This is a genomic window from Tetragenococcus koreensis (assembly GCF_003795145.1).
Lineage (GTDB): Bacteria > Bacillota > Bacilli > Lactobacillales > Enterococcaceae > Tetragenococcus > Tetragenococcus koreensis.
The window spans coordinates 536,891-553,837 of the sequence record NZ_CP027786.1; the positions used below are offsets into that span (position 1 = coordinate 536,891).

General features: G+C 36.9%; 15 protein-coding genes. 12 read left to right on the plus strand and 3 right to left on the minus strand.

Going from position 1 to position 16,947, the window contains the following annotated elements:
- The first annotated feature begins 132 nt into the window (after window positions 1–132).
- From thrS to ribF, 9 genes are all read left to right on the plus strand, one after another.
- Window positions 133–2,070, plus strand: coding sequence for a threonine--tRNA ligase (thrS, locus tag C7K43_RS02605; protein ID WP_124005423.1), 1,938 nt, complete (start codon window positions 133–135; stop codon window positions 2,068–2,070).
- A gap of 302 nt (window positions 2,071–2,372) precedes the next feature.
- Window positions 2,373–2,846 carry a ribosome maturation factor RimP gene (rimP, locus tag C7K43_RS02610; RefSeq protein WP_124005424.1) on the plus strand — a complete coding sequence of 158 codons (474 nt, stop codon included), beginning with the start codon at window positions 2,373–2,375 and terminating at the stop codon, window positions 2,844–2,846.
- Between the two features lie 20 nt (window positions 2,847–2,866).
- Entirely contained in the window at window positions 2,867–4,051 is a 1,185-nt protein-coding gene (gene nusA / locus C7K43_RS02615) for a transcription termination factor NusA (protein ID WP_124005425.1), read from the plus strand.
- A gap of 12 nt (window positions 4,052–4,063) precedes the next feature.
- Window positions 4,064–4,360 (plus strand): RNase P modulator RnpM, encoded by a 297-nt coding sequence (gene rnpM, locus C7K43_RS02620; RefSeq protein WP_124005426.1) that lies wholly within the window; start codon window positions 4,064–4,066, stop codon window positions 4,358–4,360.
- Complete coding sequence (locus tag C7K43_RS02625; RefSeq protein ID WP_124005427.1) at window positions 4,353–4,655, plus strand: L7Ae/L30e/S12e/Gadd45 family ribosomal protein; 303 nt, start codon at window positions 4,353–4,355, stop codon at window positions 4,653–4,655. Before rnpM ends, C7K43_RS02625 begins: the two co-directional genes overlap by 8 nt.
- A 13-nt stretch (window positions 4,656–4,668) precedes the next feature.
- A complete protein-coding gene (gene infB / locus C7K43_RS02630; protein WP_124005428.1) occupies window positions 4,669–7,155 on the plus strand; it encodes a translation initiation factor IF-2 in 2,487 nt (828 codons plus the stop codon).
- Between the two features lie 40 nt (window positions 7,156–7,195).
- A complete protein-coding gene (gene rbfA, locus C7K43_RS02635) occupies window positions 7,196–7,549 on the plus strand; it encodes a 30S ribosome-binding factor RbfA (RefSeq protein ID WP_124005429.1) in 354 nt (117 codons plus the stop codon).
- Window positions 7,550–8,069: 520 nt separating this feature from the next.
- Window positions 8,070–8,987, plus strand: a complete 918-nt coding sequence (gene truB / locus C7K43_RS02640) for a tRNA pseudouridine(55) synthase TruB (protein WP_124005430.1) — start codon at window positions 8,070–8,072, stop codon at window positions 8,985–8,987.
- A 23-nt stretch (window positions 8,988–9,010) separates the two neighbouring features.
- A complete protein-coding gene (gene ribF, locus C7K43_RS02645) occupies window positions 9,011–9,958 on the plus strand; it encodes a riboflavin biosynthesis protein RibF (RefSeq protein ID WP_124005431.1) in 948 nt (315 codons plus the stop codon).
- Between the two features lie 112 nt (window positions 9,959–10,070).
- Here ribF and C7K43_RS02650 read toward each other — a convergent pair whose 3' ends face one another.
- Window positions 10,071–10,313 carry a hypothetical protein gene (locus C7K43_RS02650; protein ID WP_124005432.1) on the minus strand — a complete coding sequence of 81 codons (243 nt, stop codon included), beginning with the start codon at window positions 10,311–10,313 and terminating at the stop codon, window positions 10,071–10,073.
- Between the two features lie 152 nt (window positions 10,314–10,465).
- Here C7K43_RS02650 and C7K43_RS02655 point away from each other — a divergent pair, with 152 nt between their 5' ends.
- Both C7K43_RS02655 and C7K43_RS13295 read left to right on the plus strand, forming a co-directional pair.
- Complete coding sequence (locus C7K43_RS02655; RefSeq protein ID WP_124005433.1) at window positions 10,466–11,056, plus strand: LemA family protein; 591 nt, start codon at window positions 10,466–10,468, stop codon at window positions 11,054–11,056.
- Window positions 11,057–11,071: 15 nt separating this feature from the next.
- Window positions 11,072–12,406, plus strand: coding sequence for a TPM domain-containing protein (locus C7K43_RS13295; protein ID WP_124005434.1), 1,335 nt, complete (start codon window positions 11,072–11,074; stop codon window positions 12,404–12,406).
- 93 nt (window positions 12,407–12,499) lie between these two features.
- On the opposite strand, the gene C7K43_RS02665 is transcribed toward C7K43_RS13295, so the two are convergent.
- The gene (locus C7K43_RS02665; RefSeq protein ID WP_124005435.1) at window positions 12,500–13,666 is read right to left on the minus strand and encodes an SAM-dependent methyltransferase; all 1,167 of its coding nucleotides are present in this window, start codon (window positions 13,664–13,666) and stop codon (window positions 12,500–12,502) included.
- Between the two features lie 151 nt (window positions 13,667–13,817).
- Between C7K43_RS02665 and C7K43_RS02670 the strand changes: the two genes are divergently transcribed.
- Window positions 13,818–15,260, plus strand: coding sequence for an MFS transporter (locus tag C7K43_RS02670; RefSeq protein WP_124005436.1), 1,443 nt, complete (start codon window positions 13,818–13,820; stop codon window positions 15,258–15,260).
- Window positions 15,261–15,599: 339 nt separating this feature from the next.
- On the opposite strand, the gene hemW is transcribed toward C7K43_RS02670, so the two are convergent.
- Window positions 15,600–16,751 (minus strand): radical SAM family heme chaperone HemW, encoded by a 1,152-nt coding sequence (hemW, locus tag C7K43_RS02675; RefSeq protein WP_124005437.1) that lies wholly within the window; start codon window positions 16,749–16,751, stop codon window positions 15,600–15,602.
- Between the last annotated feature and the right edge of the window lie 196 nt (window positions 16,752–16,947).

Genomic DNA, 16,947 nt, shown 5'->3' on the forward strand with positions numbered 1-16,947 from the left:
CCGTACGTACGGTGGTGTGAGAGGACGATGAATGAAATAATCATTCATCTCCTACTCGATTATTGCAAAATAAACAGAATACGCAATAAATCATCTTTTTCATCAATCAAATAAATATCAGGAGGAAATAATATGTTAAAAATCACTTTTCCAGATGGCTCTGTAAAAGAACTAGAAGCTGGGACTACACCCAAAGATATTGCTGAGGGTATCAGTAAAAGTTTGGCTAAAAAAGCACTAGCCGGAAAATTCAATGACCAACTGATTGATTTGGATCGTCCGATTCATGAAGATGGGGCAATTGAAATTGTTACACCCGATCATGAAGATGCTTTAGGAATTCTACGTCATTCAGCGGCACATTTGATGGCAAATGCTATGCGTCGCCTATATCCCAATATCCACTTTGGAGTAGGCCCAGCCATTGAAACGGGATTTTATTATGATACAGATAATGGCGAAAGTCCAGTAACTGCAGAAGACTTACCTGCGATTGAAGCAGAAATGATGAAAATTGTGAAAGAAAATAACCCAATTAATCGCAAAGTATTAACAAAAGAAGAAGCACTTGATCTTTTTTCAGATGATCCTTATAAAGTAGAATTGATCAACGATATGCCAGAAGACGAACAAATCACGGCTTATGAACAAGGTGATTTTGTCGATTTATGTCGGGGCCCTCACGTTCCTTCAACAGGGCGTATTCAAATATTTAAATTGCTTTCTGTGGCTGGAGCTTATTGGCGCGGCAATTCAGATAATCAAATGATGCAACGTGTCTATGGTACAGCTTTCTTTGACAAAAAAGATTTGAAAACTTTTATTAAAGAAAGAGAAGAGGCTAAAGAACGCGACCACCGTAAATTAGGTAAAGAACTTGGTTTATTTATGTTATCCCCTGAAGTCGGTTCAGGCTTGCCGTTTTGGCTACCAAAAGGGGCTACCATTCGCCGGATTATTGAACGCTATATTGTTGATAAAGAAGTAAGCTTAGGCTATCAGCATGTGTATACGCCCATCATGGCCAACGTTGACTTTTATAAAAAGTCAGGGCACTGGGATCACTACCATGAAGATATGTTCCCACCGATGGACATGGGCGATGGTGAAATGCTTGTTTTGCGCCCAATGAACTGTCCTCATCATATGATGGTTTACAAAAATGACATTCATTCTTATCGCGAATTACCGATTCGTATTGCAGAATTGGGTCAAATGCATCGCTATGAAAAATCTGGTGCATTGTCTGGTTTGCAACGTGTTCGTGAAATGACTTTAAATGACGGTCATACTTTTGTACGTCCGGACCAAATCAAGGAAGAATTCAAACGGACATTAGAATTGATGACCGCAGTATATAAGGACTTCAATGTGAATGATTATCGTTTTCGTTTAAGCTATCGTGACCCTAACGATAAAGAAAAATATTTTGATGATGACCAAATGTGGGAACATGCGCAGTTTGTTTTAAAAGAAGCACTAGACGAATTGGGCGTACAATACTACGAAGCAGAAGGTGAAGCGGCCTTTTATGGTCCTAAATTAGACGTTCAAGTAAAAACAGCTTTAGGGATGGAAGAAACATTATCAACTATCCAACTAGATTTCTTGTTGCCAGAACGTTTTGATTTGACTTACGTAGGCGAAGATGGTGAAAATACGCATCGTCCAGTTGTCATTCACCGCGGAATCGTCTCGACGATGGAACGTTTTGTTGCTCATTTGACTGAAGTATATAAAGGGGCCTTCCCCACTTGGTTAGCGCCTATCCAAGCAACAATTATCCCAGTTTCCGTTGATTTACATGCTGATTACGCTTATGAAATCAAAGGCCGTTTACAAGAAAAAGGGATTCGGGTTGAAGTAGATGACCGCAATGAAAAAATGGGTTATAAAATTCGCGCATCACAAACACAAAAGATTCCTTATCAAATTGTCGTAGGTGATAATGAAATGGAAGAAGCTACTGTGAATGTGCGTCGCTACGGTAGTAAAGAAACAGAGGTTCAATCGACAAATATGTTTATTGACTCAATTGTTGCTGATGTAAATAATTACAGCAGAGTATAATGAAGAGGTTGAGGTTTCAGGGGAGTTTTGCTGGAATCTCGGCTTTTTTTCGTGAAATTTTGTGACTTCATCTTGCCTTTAGCAAAAATAAAATCAATTAAACAATAATAACGTTAGTATTTGATTAAAAAGTTGTATAGCAACGTTTTTCTTATGAAAAGTACAGAAAACTTGAGTTTATGCAAATTATGTGCTATATTAGGACAAGTATTGATACTAGAGGTGAGTGAGGGCAGAATTTTCCCCTCACTCTTTTTATGGAAAGAAGTTTTTTTACAATTAATTAAAGGAGGGGATAACTGTTGAGTGCAGTCGTTGATACTGTAAAAGATTTGGTGATGCCCGTGTTAGAAGAAAATAATTTCGAACTGGTTGACCTAGAATTTGTAAAAGAAGGAAAAAGTTGGTATCTCCGTGTTTTTATTGATAAAGAAGGCGGCATCGATATCGAAGAATGTGCTTATGTTAGTGAGTATCTAAGTGATAAATTGGATAATGCGGACCCAGATCCGATTCCACAGGCATATTTCTTAGAAGTTTCTTCTCCTGGAGCTGAACGTCCCTTAAAAAATGAAGAAGATTATCAAAAAGCACTTGGAGATTATATCCATGTCTCTTTATATGAACCTCTTGATAACCAAAAACAATATGAAGGCTTTTTACAATCAGTTGATGATCAACATCTTGTTTTAAAGATCCGCATCAAAACGAGAGAAAAAGAGATAACGATCGACCGCAAGAAAATTGCGAAGGCCCGTTTAGCTGTTCAAATATAAATACGGAGGAATCAAAGATAATGAGTAAAGAAATGTTAACTGCGTTGGACGCATTGGAAGCAGAAAAAGGAGTTTCTAAAGCTATTGTAATTGAAGCGCTAGAAGCAGCTTTAATTTCAGCTTACAAACGTCACTATGGACAATCGCAAAACGTGGAAGTGGATTTCGATGAAAACAAAGGCGACATTCATATCTTCGCGGTAAAAGAAGTTACTGATGAAGTGATGGATTCACAATTAGAAATTTCATTAAAAGATGCTACTGCGATTAATCCAGCATATGAAGTTGGGGACAAGATTCGTTTTGAAGTGACGCCTAATGATTTTGGTCGCATTGCGGCACAAACTGCTAAACAAGTCATATTACAACGTGTTAGAGAAGCAGAACGTTCAATCATTTATGATGAGTTTTCTGCTTATGAAAATGACATCATGCAAGGTGTTGTCGAACGTCAAGATCGGCGCTATATTTATGTTAACTTAGGTAAGATTGAAGCTGTATTATCAAAACAAGACCAAATACCTAATGAACATTATCAAGCCCACGATCGTATTAAAGTGTATGTAACACGAGTTGAAAATACATCAAAAGGACCGCAAGTATTTGTTAGTCGTACGCATCCAGACTTATTACGCCGCTTATTTGAACAAGAAGTGCCTGAGATTTATGATGGGACTGTTGAAATTGTAAGTATTGCGCGTGAAGCTGGTGATCGTGCTAAGGTTGCAGTTCGTTCTACAGATCCTGATATTGATCCAGTAGGAACGTGTGTGGGACCTAAAGGGCAACGTGTACAAGCCTTAGTAAATGAACTAAAAGGCGAAAACATGGATATTGTTGAATGGAATGAAGATCCAGCAATTTATATTGCTAATGCATTAAATCCTTCAGAAGTTAGTGATGTCATTTTTGACATGGAAAACCCTAAAGTTTGTACAGTCGTAGTACCTGATCATCAATTGTCATTGGCAATCGGTAAACGAGGCCAAAATGCTCGTTTGGCCGCAAAATTGACTGCTTTTAAAATCGATATTAAATCAGAATCTGATATGGAAGAATTTTATGCCCAATTAGATGAAGATAATGATGTTTCTGAAGTTGAAGAATTAGAAGGAACAGAAGATGCCTTGTTGGAAAATGATAGTGAATTTTCTGAGGAAGAAATTGTTTCTAATGAATCAGATGAATCTGAAACAGAATCTTAAGGAGGCTTTTAGATGAAAAAAAGAAAAATTCCTTTACGAAAATCTGTTGTATCTGGAGAAATGATCCCTAAAAAGCAATTGTTGCGTGTTACTCGTTCCAAAGAAGGCGATGTCTCGATTGATCCTACAGGCAAAAAGCCTGGGCGGGGCGCTTATATCGCGATTGAACCAGATGAAGCTCAATTAGCTTGGGACAAACGAATTTTAGATCGTGTATTAGAAACAAAATTGAGCGATGAATTTTATCAAGAATTGCTTGATTACGTTACGCATCAAAAAGCTCGTCGTGAGCTGTTTGGCAATGAATAAACAAAAAGCTTTGAGTATGCTAGGTTTGGCGATGCGTGCGGGAAAGCTTGTGACAGGAGAAGAAATGACTGTTGACAAGATACGTACGCAAAAAGTAAAACTAGCGTTAGTGGCAGAAGATGCTGGTAAAAACACCAAAAAAAAGGTAAAAGATAAAAGTGCCTTTTATCAAGTTCCGTTTGTAGACTGCTTTCATTCATCGGAAATGAGCCAAGCGATTGGCAGAGAACGAATCGTTATCGGTGTGTTAGACAATGGTTTTGCAAACAAAATCGAGGAACTAATATCAAGTTAGGAAAGGTGATTGCATGGGAAAAAAAAGAATATATGAACTTGCAAAAGAAATGAACAAATCAAGCAAAGAAATCGTTGAAGCAGCACAATCGCTAGGATTTGACGTTAATAATCACATGGGCTCACTCTCTGAGTCTGAGGAGCAAAAAGTACGTCAAAACTTAGGTGGACAATCACAAAATAACCAATCATCAAATAAAAAGCCAGCTAACAATCAACAAGGTCCAAAGGAAAAGAAATTCCAAACCCAACGGAATAATCCAAAATTCCAAAATCGCCAAAAACAAACAACACGAACAGCAAAGCCTGCAGCTCAAAATAAATCGGGAAATAATCAAAATCCTCAAGGGCAAAAAAATGATTCTCAGGCAAAACAGCCAACAAGTCATCCGAATAAACAAAATACTCAAACAAATGAACAAAAACAGCGTCAAAATAAACAACAAAATCGTCCGCAAAAACAAGAGGCAACGCAAAAACCTGCTGCAAAGAGCCAGCCGCAACGTCCTGTAAAACAACAGGCGCAAGGACAACAAAATCAACAAGGGCAAAAAGCGCAAGAGGATAAAAGAAAACCAGGCAATAGCAACGATCCACGTAAAAACCGTAATTTTAACAACAATAAGAACAACAGCTTTAATAATAGAAATCGTAATAAGTTTAATAAAAAAGGGAAAAAAGGCAAGCAACAACAGCAAAACAAAAAACCAGCTGCTGTTACTCAACGTAAATTCCATGAATTACCTGAAGTATTAGAATATACAGAAGGCATGAATGTAGCTGATATCGCGAAAAAGATTCGTCGTGAACCAGCTGAAATCATCAAAAAATTATTTATGGTCGGGATTGTAGCTAACCAAAACCAACCCCTTGATAAAGATACGATTGAATTATTGGCTGATGATTATGGGATAAAAGCAGAGGAAAAAGTTGAAGTAGATATTGCTGACATCGATAAATTCTTTGAAACAGAAGAAGTTAACGAAGAAAACTTGATATCACGTCCACCTGTTGTTACGATTATGGGCCACGTCGATCACGGGAAAACAACTTTACTGGATAATTTACGTCATTCTCGCGTGACAAGCGGTGAAGCAGGGGGAATTACCCAACATATCGGTGCTTATCAAATTAACATTGATGATAAACCTATTACATTTTTAGACACACCAGGACACGCGGCCTTTACTAGTATGCGTGCCAGAGGAACGAGTATCACAGATATTACAATTTTAGTGGTTGCAGCAGATGATGGTGTGATGCCACAAACAATCGAAGCAATTAACCATGCTAAAGCTGCAAATGTGCCGATTATTGTGGCAGTTAATAAAATCGATAAGCCAGGTGCTAATACCCAACAAGTTATGCAAGAACTCAGTGAATATGAACTAATTCCAGAAGCTTGGGGCGGCGATACGATCTTTGTAGAAATTTCCGCTAAATTCAATCAAAATATTGAAGAACTACTGGAAATGGTTCTATTGGTCGCTGAAATAGAAGATCTGAAAGCTGATCCTACACAACGTGCCATTGGTTCAGTGATTGAAGCACGTCTTGATAAAGGTAAGGGCCCTGTAGCCACCTTATTGGTACAACAAGGTACATTAAAAGTAGGCGATCCGATCGTTGTTGGTAATACTTATGGTCGTGTACGTGTTATGACCAATGACTTAGGCCGCCGCGACAAATCAGCAAAACCGGCTACTCCGGTTGAAATTAGCGGATTAAACGACGTACCTCAAGCAGGCGATCGTTTTGTAGTATTTGAAGACGAAAAAACAGCTCGTCAGGCAGGTGAAGAACGGGCAAAACGAGCTTTGATAGAACATCGTGCTACCGGTTCACGTGTTACTTTAGACAACTTGTTTGAAAGTCTAAAAGAAGGCGAACTAAAAGAAGTTAATGTGATTATTAAAGCAGACGTACAAGGCTCGGCTGAAGCACTTACTGCTTCATTACAAAAAATTGAAGTAGAAGGCGTGAAAGTAAATATCGTCCACGCAGCAGTTGGAGCTATTAACGAAAGTGATATTACATTAGCGGCGGCCAGCAATGCAATTATTATCGGATTTAATGTACGGCCTACGCCACGAGCAAGACAACAAGCTGAAGCAGAAGAAGTAGATATTCGCTTGCATCGTGTGATTTATCAAGCAATTGATGAAATTGAAACAGCGATGAAGGGCATGCTGGATCCTGAATTTGAAGAAAAAATCACGGGTCAAATGGTTGTGCGTGAAACCTACAATGTTTCTAAAGTTGGTACAATTGCCGGTTGTTATGTAATGGAAGGTTCGATCTATCGTGATAGTGGCGTACGTGTCATTCGTGATGGCATTGTTATTTACGAAGGTAAATTAGCAAGCTTGAAACGTTTTAAAGATGACGCTAAAGAAGTAAAATCTGGCTATGAATGTGGCGCTACCGTTGAAAAATATAATGACCTTAAAGTAGATGACATTATTGAAGGCTTTGTAATGGAAGAAGTCAAAGTAAAATAAGCATAATTTTAAGTAATTAGTGGATATAGGAGGACATCTCATGGCGAATTATCGTGATCGCAGAGTAGCTCAAGAAATACTAAAAGAGGTTAATCGACTTTTGCAAAAAAAAATTCGTGATCCACGAGTTCAAGATGTGACGATTACTGATGTACATGTCACTGGCGATTTGCAACAAGCAACAATTTATTACAGTATTTTATCTGATGATGCTGCGGCGAAAAAAGAAGCACAAACGGGCTTAGAAAAGGCTCGGGGACTAATCCGGCGTGAAGTAGGACATGCGTTAAGTATCTATAAAACGCCTGAGATTTTCTTTGAAATAGACGAATCGGTCGAATACGGTGAAAAAATTGATGAAATGATTCGTGAATTACATGATAATGAAGATTAAAATATAATCAGGTATCTGATGTGCTGATCTCTAAAAGTTAAAATAAAAAACTAACTTTTAGCGGTCGCTACAGTCGGATACCTGTTTTTTTGTGTTTAAAAGCTAAATGTAAAATGGATTGAGGTAAGGTTTTATAGTAACAAAGTAACCACCAATATAAAACGTATTGGAGGGACAACAGCGAAGTAACCACCAATATAAAATGTATTGGAGAGACAACAGCGAAGTAACCACCAATATAAAATGTATTGGAGGGACAACAGCAAAGTAACCACCAATATAAAACGTATTGGAGGCACATCAGCAAAGTAGCCACCGATATGAAATGTATTGGAGGGACAACAGCGAAGTAACCACCAATATAAAATGTATTGGAGGGACAACAGCGAAGTAGCTACCAAAATAAAAATTTTTTGGAGCTAACTTTACTTTCATAAATAGTGAAAAAGTTGCTTTATGTTTTTTGTAAAAGGGTATGTTATACTATTAGAGTTGAAAAAAGAAACGATAAGGAGGACTTATGGACGGAATTTTACCTCTTTGGAAGGAACGCGGCATGACCAGTCATGATTGCGTATTTAAATTAAGAAAGATTTTACATACAAAAAAAGTAGGTCACGGAGGAACCCTTGATCCGGATGTTGATGGCATATTGCCCATTTGTATCGGAAAAGGAACAAAAGTGATTGAATTTTTAACGGACTCGGGAAAAGAGTATGAAGGTGAAATCACCTTAGGTTATGCGACAACTACTGAAGATGTTTCAGGAGAAATTATTCAACGTGATGCGATCACAGCTCCCTTTTCAACTGCTGAAATTGACAAGGTTATGCAGACATTTGTGGGAGAGCTTACCCAGATTCCGCCGATGTATTCAGCGGTAAAAGTGAATGGGAAGCGTCTCTATGAATATGCAAGAAATGGTCAAACGGTGGTTAGACCACAACGCAAGGTACACATTGATTCTTTCGTCCGTACGAGTACTCCTTCTTATCAAGAAGAGAAGAAACTACAATCTTGGCGGTTTAAAGTTGCTTGTGGTAAAGGAACTTACGTCCGGACTTTAGCTGTTGATACTGGGAAAGCTCTCGGCGTAAGTGCACATATGTCTGATTTAACTCGTACGAAAAGTGCTGGTTTCAGCAAAGAACAATCTGTGACTTTAGATCAAGTACAAAAAGCAATGACAGAAGATAAGATCGATGATTTATTATTACCTATTGAATATGGCGTTCAAGGTTTTCAAAGAATCGATATTTCTGACGAATTATGGCAAAAAGTACGAAACGGCATGCGTCTACCTTACCAAGCTTTTCAGTTAGCAGAAATGCCAACAGAACCTGTGGCTGTTTTTTATCAAAATCAAGTGGTAAGTTTGTATGAACCCAATAAAAATGAAAAAAATGGCTTAAAACCATTGAAAGTATTACAGAACTGAATTAGTTAGGAGATTAGTGTTTTATGAAAGTCATTGAATTTAGACATCCTTATACAAAAGATATAGTCCCTGATGAGGATGTTGTTTTAGTGTTAGGTTTTTTTGATGGTGTGCATAAAGGCCATCAAAAAGTGATTGAAACTGGTAGAAAAATTGCGGATAAACAAGGATTAAAGTTGGCAGTAATGACCTTTAACCAACATCCTTCCATTGTTTTTCAAAAGGTGAAACCAAATGAAATGAAGTATTTAACTAATTTAGAACAGAAAAATCAATTAATGGCGAATTTAGGAGTAGATTATTTATATGTTGTAGAGTTCACTTCTTTATTCGCAAGTTTAAGTCCGCAGGCGTTTGTAGATCAATATATTGTTGATTTACATGCAAAATATGCTGTTGCTGGTTTTGACTATACATATGGTCCTAAAGATGTGGCAGATATGAATCATCTTCCGCAATATTCCAAAGGACGTTTTGAAGTGGTAGCTGTTTCTAAAGAAACACAAGATGGCAGCAAAGTAAGTTCGACGCGCATCAGAGAAAGTTTGGACCAAGGTGATATGGAAACGGCTGCTAGTTTGTTAGGTTACACCTATGAAATTGATGGAACAGTCGTTCATGGCGATGCTAGAGGACGTACTTTAGGCTTTCCTACTGCTAATATCAAAACTGAAAGTACTACACGTTTACCCAAAGAAGGGGTTTATGCTTCTGAAATTAAAGTAGGAAATAAGTGGTATCCTGCAATGGGTTCCATTGGTCATAACGATACTTTTGAAAAAGGCCGACAGTTAACAGTTGAAGTATACATTTTAGACTTTGCGCAAGATATTTATGGCGAACAAGTTAGCGTGCGTTGGAATCACCTTTTGCGTGATCAAGTGGCATTTAACAGTGCAGACGAATTAGTCCAACAGTTAAAGAATGACGAAACAGATACACGTTGCTATTTTATGACGATGAAGAATTGATGGAAAATAGTAAAAATGGGGGGAGTACTTAGTTAGCCCCTACTTAAATAAATAACTCGTAAAAAAAGAGTGGCCACAAAAGTTAAATTAAAACTTCTGTTGCCACTCTTTTTTATTCAGATGATTCCTCATTTTTAATCACTTGCTTTACTTGAAATTCGGTTGCTTGGTCATTTTCAGAATCAGCGTCGGAAAAATCAAACAGTAAGTATTTGCCACTGTTATCTTGCACAACGACTAATTTATTATCGAGCCCGCGTTTGTCTTTTTCGATTTGAACTTTTTTCATCAGTTCTTCTTGGTCGACTGTTGATGTCAAAGCATTACCGCGGTTAAAAAAGATGGTTTCTTCCATAGTTGTCGTCCTCCTTGTTGTTATCCTGGTGTTAACTTAAGCCTAAGTCATAGAGGCTGACTTGTCAAAAAATATTGCTAACCGCTTTTGTGGTATATGTTATTTTATGGTAAAATTAAGTGTGAAACGCTCACAAGGAGGGTGATTTAAAATTGGATAAAAGAAACCGAAATCTCTTATTATTAATTATCGCAGCAGTGATTTTCGTTATTGCTGTACCAACTGTTCTGACATATAATCGATTAGCTTCAGCTGAAAATAATGTTGATGCGAGTTGGTCGCAAGTGGAAAATGTAATGCAAAGAAGAGCAGATCTTGTGCCCAACTTAGTAGAATCGGTGCAAGGCAGTATGAGTCAAGAACAAGAAATTTTTGGTAATATTGCTGAAGCTAGACAATCTTATAATGAGGCAGATACGCCTGAAGAAACCGTTGCAGCCAACGATGAATTATCTGGAGAACTTTCAACTATGGTGAATGTCATTAGAGAAGACTACCCTGAACTTGGTTCAAATGATAATGTTCAAACATTAATGTCGCAACTTGAAGGCACAGAAAACCGTATTTCAACAGAACGTAGACGATACATTCAATCTGTTAATGAATATAATCAATTGCTCGTACGTTTCCCAAATAATTTGGTCGCTAATCTATTCAATTTTGATAGAAAGGATAACTTTGAAGCAGAGGAAGGTGCACAAGAAGTTCCCGAAGTCGACTTTGATATTGATACAAGTGAGTAAGGGGGGCTTTTAGGCATGAAAGAGGTCAACGATTCACATTTAACTAAAAACACAATAAAAAATATTCATAATTATTATCAACGTTTCAAACGCTTGAATAACTTTTATGTTATCCTATGTAGCTTGTTTATATTGTTGAGCCTATTATTTTTTGTTTTTGGTATCCCGCTGTTGAATAATCAAAAGAATGTAACTGAGCAACGCTATACCCAACAAATTAACGGCTTTCAGGCCCAAAAAGAGGAAAAAGAAGAACAAATTGACGCTCAGGGTTCAACTTCATTTGAAGATACACTACAAGCGCAAGAAGAACAATATGCTAATGAATACAACCCACAAGCTGATTATTACGAAGCCGATATAGGAGATGGAGATAGTACTATTGCGATTGATCGTAATAATATATTTGTTTCTGATAATGCGGAGGTTTTGTCTAGTCAAGCTAAACAGAAAATCTATGACCTGAATCGACAGTTGGATGAAAATGCCAATGGCGCACAATTTATGGTGGTAACTCTTAACCAGTTACCTAGTGACACAGATATTGAAAGATATGCAACAGATATTTTTAATACATTAGGTATAGGAAATGATGAAGAAGATAACGGCGTTTTATATGTGATGTCAGTTTCTGAACAAGAAGCCAGGTTGGAAGTGGGCTACGGTTTTGAAGACACTTTGACAGACGCCAATAGTCAGGAAATTATTGATAATGACGAAGTAGTAGAAGATTATCAGGACGAGAACTATTCAGAAGGTGTCATGCAAACTACTGACCTGGTTGCTGACTACATTAATTCTGCGACGCCTTATGAAGATAGTAGAATTAATTATTATCAAGAGCGCTTGCAAATCCTACCTTTCATCTATCTTATTCCGATTGTAATTGTAGCTATTTTGTTCGTAGCGGTTCTTTTGTATTTTATAGGAACAATGAAAACTAGAAAACTGCTTGCAAATGATTATAAAGAGTTTTCTAATACTATTGAAGATAATCGTATACCAGCAGATCAAGCAGCCGAAAAAATTAAACACCTTAGTTTGTATGGTTTACTTTTTTATGGCATGGTTTATTGGCAAACTTACCGTCATGTATTGAAAAATAGGGATATAGGCAGACTTTTACACAAGTATCCTTCAGGGCGAAAAATGGGTCGGCGTGTGTTAGTCGGCGATACTTTATATGATTATCGCGGGTTAATTCTAACTGCTCATTATGCTTCGTCAGCTTATAACCCTAGATCATCCAAAGGTCGTGGCCGCGGCGGTGGCGGTTTTGGCGGTGGATTCGGCGGAGGTTCATTTGGTGGCGGTGCCTCTGGAGGCGGCGGTGCTTCCGGTGGTTGGTAAGTACTAGGATCTGGTAATCCGTTGAAAGTTTATAAAAGAATGCAAAAAATCTCCGAGCGAACTATTTCTTTCGCTCGGAGATTTTTGCTTATTTTAAACATTTCGATGCATGGGAAAATCATTATTATTTGGATGAACTAATAAATATTGTACTACATCGATATTACTTGATTGAAAGGATGCCGCACAAGCTTGTAAGTATAAGTCCCACATGCGATAGAAAGTTTCATTTTTTTGTTGCAAGACCTCATCTTTAACATCATGGAAGTTTTGATCCCAATGTTCCAACGTTTTTTGATAATGGCGACGTAGGCTTTCTAAGTCGATTAATTGTAAATTATTGTCTGTAATGTTATTTACTAATTCGGTTACTCCAGGAATATAGCCACCTGGGAAAATATACTTATTAATCCAGGCATTTTTAGCGCCACCTTGTTGACGACTAATACCATGAATTAGAGCAGTTCCTTTTGGTTTTAATGCACGTTTTACAACGTCAAAATACTCAGGAAGATTTTCTGAACCGACATGTTCAAACATCCCAACGCTGGTTACGTGATCATATTGTTCTTTAATATCACGGTAATCCATTAATTGGACTCGAACGCTATCTTCTAAATGCTCTGCTTTGATTTTATCTTGTATATGTTCATATTGTTCGTGACTTAAAGTAATCCCCGTTGCTTTGACATGATATTGTTTTGCTGCGGCAAAAATTAAAGTACCCCAACCGCAACCAATATCAAGCAAAGTATCCCCTTCGTTGATAAAGAGTTTATCTAAGATATGATGTACTTTATTGATTTGCGCTTGTTCTAAGGTATCCTCGGGCGTTTTGAAATAAGCACATGAATAAGTAAGGGTAGGATCTAACCATAAATTATAAAAGTCATTCCCTAAATCATAATGACTTTCGATATCGTTTTTAGATTGATCTTTTGTATGTTTCTCTGAAGAAGGCATCCATTTTTTAAATTTATTATTACGTAGAAAACCTTCTGCTTGATTATATACGTCATAAATTAAATCTTGAATACTTCCTTCAATTTCAATATCTTTATTCATATACGCTTCTCCCAGCGCTAAAGAGGCATTATCTAGAATTGTTTTAATGGGAACTTTTGTATTGAATTTGATTTTGAAGGCTGGTTCACCATTTTCTTCTCCATACGTTTTTACTTTACCATTCCAATAGGTAACTTCAGTCTTTTTTGAAAAAGACTGTTTGAATAACTGATTGTAAATTTCTTTTTCTAACATAGCTAATTTAATACCTCCATTTTCTTATACCTTATATTTTCTTCTAATTTAAGAAAAATTTCAAATAAAAATGATCGTTTTTTCAAATTTTACTAGGAAAAAAATGAAAGTTTTCATATAATGGTAAGTATTGTAAGGGAGGAAGTTTTATATGAATAGCTTTCAAGAAGATCAAAAGGTCCAGAAAAATCGTTGGTGGATTTTAGTCTCAGTCTCTATGTTTACCTTTATGTCAACATTAGACGGTAGTATTGTAAACATCGCTTTGCCGACGATCTCAAATGATTTGACGGTGCCTATGAACCAATCTGAATGGATTGTCTCCATTTATTTGATGATGGTTTGTTCTTGTTTACTTTTATTTGGGAAAGTAGGGGACAGCTTTGGCAAAATTAAAGTTTATCGAATTGGGACATTGATATTTACTATTGGTTCTTTATTATGCGGTTTCAATCAGTCTTTAGCCTTTCTATTATTTGCTCGGGTGGTTCAAGCTGTCGGTGCAAGTATGACAATGGCGACCAATACAGGAATCATAACAGAAGTATTTCCGCTGGAAGAACGAGGACGTGCGTTAGGTTCGATTGGCGCATTTGTGTCACTAGGAGCAATTGCAGGACCTGGGCTAGGGGGACTTATTTTAGCGCAATTATCTTGGCAGTACATATTTTGGATCAATGTTCCTGTAGGGATCATCACTATGTTAATTGGTGAAAAATTCTTGCCTAAAGATATTACCAAAAGTGGCCAAAAGATCGATAAAGTTGGCTTTTTAAGTTTTTCATTATTCATTCTCTCATTGTTTGGCGGCGTTTTTCTTGGACAAGAGCAAGGATTTAGCGCTTCATTGCCGTTATTTTTATTTGCATTAGCTGTAGTAACGTTTATTTTGTTCTTATCCATAGAAAAAAGAATTCAATTGCCGTTAATTACTTTTTCTATTTTTAACAATAAAATATTTACTATGAGCTTATTCAGTGCTTTACTAATTTTTTCATCTAATTTTTTTGTTAATGTAATTATCCCTTTTTATTTGCAAAACGCTCGGGGGATGAGCCCTAGCTATGCCGGATTTTTGATGATGACCTTTCCATTTCTCATGGTGATTGGTTCACCTATTAGTGGTTATTTAACTGATAAAATCGGCAGTGAGTTGCTTGTTCTGTTAGGTTTGAGTCTACTGGTAATTACGCAACTAATGTATGTGTTTATGGAAGTTGATACCCCCATCTGGTATTACATTTTAGCAACCGCAATTATGGGATTAGGTAATTCATTATTTCAATCACCCAACAATACAATGATTATGAGTAGTGTAGCAAAAGGAAATTTAGGCGTAGCAGGTAGTATGAATTCATTTGCGCGGAATTTCGGGATGGTCGTCGGTATTGCTTTTTCGACAACGATTTTATATCACGCAATGAGCATGAAGATGGGAGAGAAAGTTACCACTTATATTCCAGGACGAGCAGATGTGTTTATTTACGGGATGAAAGTTACTTTCCTAGGTTCTGCCTTAATTTGTTTGATTGCTTTACTCTTAACCATTTGGAGAATCAGAAAACAAGGTGGAATTCGTAAAAAAGCTATATGAAAAATAAGTGAATTTGGTGAAACGAAAGATTGGAAAAAGAGACTAGATAAATAGGAGCTGTGACATAAGTCCTTTTGATATTAAAATATCCGAACTATATTTATTGAGATCTGCTAATCATTGTGGATTTGCGACGAGTAACCGCAGGAGCAGTGATTTGTGCGACGAGTAACCGCAGGAGCAGTATTTTGTGCGACGAGTAACCGCAGGAGCAAGCTCTCTATAGTTCGTATATTTTTGACTTGTTTTTACTTATGTCACAGCTCCTTTTTGTGTCAACAGCTCAAAGAAAACGAAAATGAATCTGCTGTTAAAAAGTATTGAGTGATTTTCGTTTTTTTAAGTTAACAAGAATTTTTCAAATACTTCATTACCTAAAAACAAGCCCTTTTTGGTTAACTTAAGATGGTTGTTTTCACAGGTCAATAGTTGCTCAGCAAATAAGCCGGGCAGAACTTGACGATATAATGCGGTAAGTTCTTGGTTAAATTTTTCTCTAAAGTGAGTTAAGGAAACTCCTTCTTGTTTTCGCAAACCTAAAAATAATTCTTCTTCCATTTGATTTTGTATTGTGAGATTTTCTGTTTCAATAACAGGTAGTTGATTCTCACGTAAGGGTTGTAAATAATGTTGGATGGGGCCGAAGTTTTTATAGCGCGATTGACCTAAATAACCGCTTGCTCCAGCGCCAAAGCCATAATAATGCTCATTATTCCAATAAACTAAATTGTGCTTTGATTCACAACCTTTTTTTGCAAAGTTACTCACTTCATAATGAGAAAAACCCGCTTTTTCCATCTCTTCGATGGCTAGCTCAAACATTTTTGCTTCCTCTTCTTGTTCGGGCAGTTCAATTCGCCCTCTACGAACCCAATTCATAAACATGGTTTTATTTTCTAAAATTAATGAATACATAGCGTAATGCGGTAAATCGAATGCGATGGCTTTTTGCAAAGTATTACGGAAATCCTCAAAGCTTTGTCCGGGTAGCGCATAGATTAAATCAATTGAAACATTATCAATTTGATTTTTTTCGATTAATTTTAAGGTTTCATACACGTCTGCAGCTGTATGCTTGCGCCCAATTTTTCTTAAAAGGCGGTCATTAAATGTTTGTACGCCCATTGAAAGTCGATTAATACCGTAGTTTTTGATGACGTCAAGTTTTTCTTGTGTTAAATCGCCGGGATTAGCTTCAATGGTAAATTCCTTGGTGGTTGCAACTGGGAGTAATTGCGTAATACCGCTAAGCAAAACATCTAACTGGCTGGCAGATAAAGAAGTTGGTGTGCCACCGCCAATATAGATTGTTTCACTAGTATCGGTGGGATGTGTATTAAGTGTTAGCTGTATTTCCTTTAATAACCCTTGAATATATTCATCGACAGGTTGCCCTTTTAAGAATACTTTATTAAAGTTGCAATAAAAGCAAATATGTTCGCAAAAAGGAATATGGATGTAACAGGACGTATTTTGCCGTTCTTTTTGCATGGTCGAATGACTCCTTAAGTAATGTTTAGTTCGCCCATAGTTTATCATAATTTATCGTAAGAATAGGTAGTTTTTCGATTATTTTCCAATAATTAGCACTCTAATATAAAGAGTGCTAATTTTTTGAGCATTTCCTCTTGACATCTCTGATATTTATGATATATTAATAATCGTATTAGCACTTAGATAGAAGGAG

What these genes read in the sequence shown, in the direction of transcription:
- thrS (WP_124005423.1), top strand. Translation starts at nt 133, where the DNA reads ATGTTAAAAATCACTTTTCCAGATGGCTCTGTAAAAGAACTAGAAGCT.
- nusA (WP_124005425.1), top strand. Translation starts at nt 2,867, where the DNA reads ATGAGTAAAGAAATGTTAACTGCGTTGGACGCATTGGAAGCAGAAAAA.
- rnpM (WP_124005426.1), top strand. Translation starts at nt 4,064, where the DNA reads ATGAAAAAAAGAAAAATTCCTTTACGAAAATCTGTTGTATCTGGAGAA.
- C7K43_RS02625 (WP_124005427.1), top strand. Translation starts at nt 4,353, where the DNA reads ATGAATAAACAAAAAGCTTTGAGTATGCTAGGTTTGGCGATGCGTGCG.
- infB (WP_124005428.1), top strand. Translation starts at nt 4,669, where the DNA reads ATGGGAAAAAAAAGAATATATGAACTTGCAAAAGAAATGAACAAATCA.
- rbfA (WP_124005429.1), top strand. Translation starts at nt 7,196, where the DNA reads ATGGCGAATTATCGTGATCGCAGAGTAGCTCAAGAAATACTAAAAGAG.
- truB (WP_124005430.1), top strand. Translation starts at nt 8,070, where the DNA reads ATGGACGGAATTTTACCTCTTTGGAAGGAACGCGGCATGACCAGTCAT.
- ribF (WP_124005431.1), top strand. Translation starts at nt 9,011, where the DNA reads ATGAAAGTCATTGAATTTAGACATCCTTATACAAAAGATATAGTCCCT.
- C7K43_RS02650 (WP_124005432.1), bottom strand. Translation starts at nt 10,313, where the DNA reads ATGGAAGAAACCATCTTTTTTAACCGCGGTAATGCTTTGACATCAACA.
- C7K43_RS13295 (WP_124005434.1), top strand. Translation starts at nt 11,072, where the DNA reads ATGAAAGAGGTCAACGATTCACATTTAACTAAAAACACAATAAAAAAT.
- C7K43_RS02665 (WP_124005435.1), bottom strand. Translation starts at nt 13,666, where the DNA reads ATGTTAGAAAAAGAAATTTACAATCAGTTATTCAAACAGTCTTTTTCA.
- C7K43_RS02670 (WP_124005436.1), top strand. Translation starts at nt 13,818, where the DNA reads ATGAATAGCTTTCAAGAAGATCAAAAGGTCCAGAAAAATCGTTGGTGG.
- hemW (WP_124005437.1), bottom strand. Translation starts at nt 16,751, where the DNA reads ATGCAAAAAGAACGGCAAAATACGTCCTGTTACATCCATATTCCTTTT.